Source organism: Xanthomonas sp. SHU 199, from assembly GCF_000364665.1.
In the GTDB taxonomy this organism is placed as follows: Bacteria; Pseudomonadota; Gammaproteobacteria; order Xanthomonadales; family Xanthomonadaceae; genus Xanthomonas_A; species Xanthomonas_A sontii.
Map to the genome: position 1 here is coordinate 1 of NZ_AQOI01000833.1, position 2,405 is coordinate 2,405.

Here is a 2,405-nt window from a genome sequence, read left to right on the forward strand (position 1 = left end):
CGGCGCCGACGACGATCAGGTCGAAACCGCTCATGCGGCGCCGATGCCCCAGGCGAACGGATCCTGCGGATCGATCGACAACTGCGCGCGCGCAGTGATGTAGGCCTGCCCGGTGATGCGCGGCAGTACCCCGCGCGCACCGGCCGTGTAGCTGCCCTCGAACACGCTGCCGAGGATGCCCTGCTGGCGCCACACCTGGCCCGGCGCCAGCTTGCCGTCGGCGGCCAGGCACGCCAGCTTGGCGCTGGTGCCGGTGCCGCAGGGCGACCGGTCGTAGGCCAGGCCCGGGCACAGCACGAAGTTGCGCGCATCGGCGCTGGCGTCCGGCGCCGGCCCGTTGATCTCGATGTGGTCGATCTCGCCGCCGTCGGCGCCGCGGATGCCCGCCGCCTCCAGCGCCAGCCGCACCGCCTCGGTGTAAGCGGTCAGCGCGCGCTGGTGGCGCAGTTCCAGCGCGCACGGGGTCTGTTCGGTGATGAAGAACCAGTTGCCGCCCCAGGCCACGTCGCCGCGCACGCGCCCGTACTCGGGCACCTGCACTTCGACGCCGGTGGCGTGGCGGTAGCTCTCGACGTTGTCGACCGAGACGCGGCCGTCGGCGTGCAGTTCCACGCCGACCGTGCCCACCGGCGTCTCGATGCGGTGCGTGCCCGCGCTCAGCCGGCCCAGTTCGGCCAGCGTGCGCACCAGGCCGATGGTGCCGTGGCCGCACATGCCCAGGTAGCCGACGTTGTTGAAGAAGATCACCGCCGCGCAGGCATCGGCGGCCACCGGCGGCAGCAGCAGCGCGCCGACCATGGTGTCCGAGCCGCGCGGCTCGCAGGCGATGGCGCTGCGCCAGGCGTCGAAGCGCGTGCGGAACAGCTCCCGGCGCTCGGCCAGGGAACCGGTTCCCAGATCGGGGAAGCCGGAGACGACGACACGGGTCGGTTCGCCGGCGCTGTGCGAGTCGATGACATCGAGTGTATGCATGGAGCCATGCTCACATTCGGCACCGTCGCCGGCTAGCAGCGTTTGCCTGTCGCCAATGCGGAAGTTCGCACAACCCGGCGACGCCCGCCGGTGCCGACTTAGGCTAGCATCGGCATTCAGGGGACGCGCGGCGGCGCGCCCGCACCGCCGCCCACTCCCGCAGGTGAACGCCATGGACACTCTGATTTCGGCACTGGAACTGCAGACGCTGTTCGACGCCCTGCCGGACGTGGTGTTCTTCGTGAAGGACCGCGACGGCCGCTACACCCACGTCAACCTGACCCTGGTGCGGCGGCTGGGCAAGAAATACCGCGCCGATCTGATCGGCAAGTCGGCCGCGGACGTGTTCCCGCTGCCGCTGGGCGGCAGCTACCTGATGCAGGACCGGCGCGTGCTGTGCGGCGAGGTGATCGAGAACCAGCTCGAAGTGCACTTGTTCCCGAACCGCACTCCCGGCTGGTGCCTGACCTTCAAGCGCCCGCTGTGCGAGGGCGAGGAGGTGATCGGCGTGGTCGGCATCTCCCGCGACCTGGGCCAGCCGGACAGCCGCCATTCCGCCTACGAGCGCATCAGCCGCGCCATGGAACACATGCAGGCGCACTACGGCGACAACCTGCGCGTGCAGACCCTGGCCGACCTGGCCGAGCTGTCGGTGGCGCAACTGGAGCGGCACTTCCGCCGCGTGTTCCAGCTGACCCCGCAACAACTGCTGACCAAGATGCGCATCGAAGCGGCGATGCGCCTGCTGCACGGCGACGACAGCATCGCCAGCATCGGCCAGCTGTGCGGCTTCGCCGACCAGAGTGCCTTCGCCCGCCAGTTCAAGGCCACCGTGGGCATGACCCCGCGCGACTACCGGTCGATGAAGGGCAAGCTGTGAAGAGCTGGGAATGGGGAATGGGGATTGGGGAATCGTTTTTTGCTGAATGCGGGCGTTGGGATCGCGACGCTGTTGAGGCTGTCGCAGGAGCAGTTTCGACTCTCCAGGAACACCCGCGCCCACAGTGACAAGCCCCTCTCCCTCCGGGAGAGGGGTTGGGGTGAGGGTGCGGCGGAGCCATTACGTCGAAAAACCATGGCAATTCCGCAACTGCACCCTGCGACTGTGCTTCAGTGGGCACCCGCCTGTCGCGGCTGATCCCGCAAAGGGCCAGGAACCGCGCCTGGCGCGACACACGCAGTCGCGACGCCCGAAGCCCACCTTGCCAACCATCCCAGCTCGCCCCCGCTGCACCGGCCGCTCAGGTCGCAAGTGGTAGCATTCTTCGTTTCCGGTCCACGCGTCATCCATGGTCAGCCTATTCCGCCGCAACAAGCCCCAGGACAACGCCGGCGAGAGCCGCACGCAGCGCTACAGCATCGAGGAACTGGCCGCCGCCTTCCCCAAGCCGGCAAGCGCCGAACCCGCTGCGCCTGCGCCGTCGGCGCCGCCT

At 69.2% G+C, this 2,405-nt stretch carries 2 protein-coding genes; one reads left to right on the forward strand and one right to left on the reverse strand.

From position 1 onward, the window contains the following. Positions 1-30: 30 nt before the first annotated feature. Positions 31-972, reverse strand: coding sequence for a 4-hydroxyproline epimerase (locus D183_RS0122830; RefSeq protein WP_017911045.1), 942 nt, complete (start codon positions 970-972; stop codon positions 31-33). Positions 973-1,144: 172 nt separating this feature from the next. On the opposite strand from D183_RS0122830, the gene D183_RS0122835 reads away from it, so the two are divergent. Further along, complete coding sequence (locus D183_RS0122835) at positions 1,145-1,852, forward strand: AraC family transcriptional regulator (RefSeq protein WP_017911046.1); 708 nt, start codon at positions 1,145-1,147, stop codon at positions 1,850-1,852. The last annotated feature ends 553 nt before the right edge of the window (positions 1,853-2,405 follow it).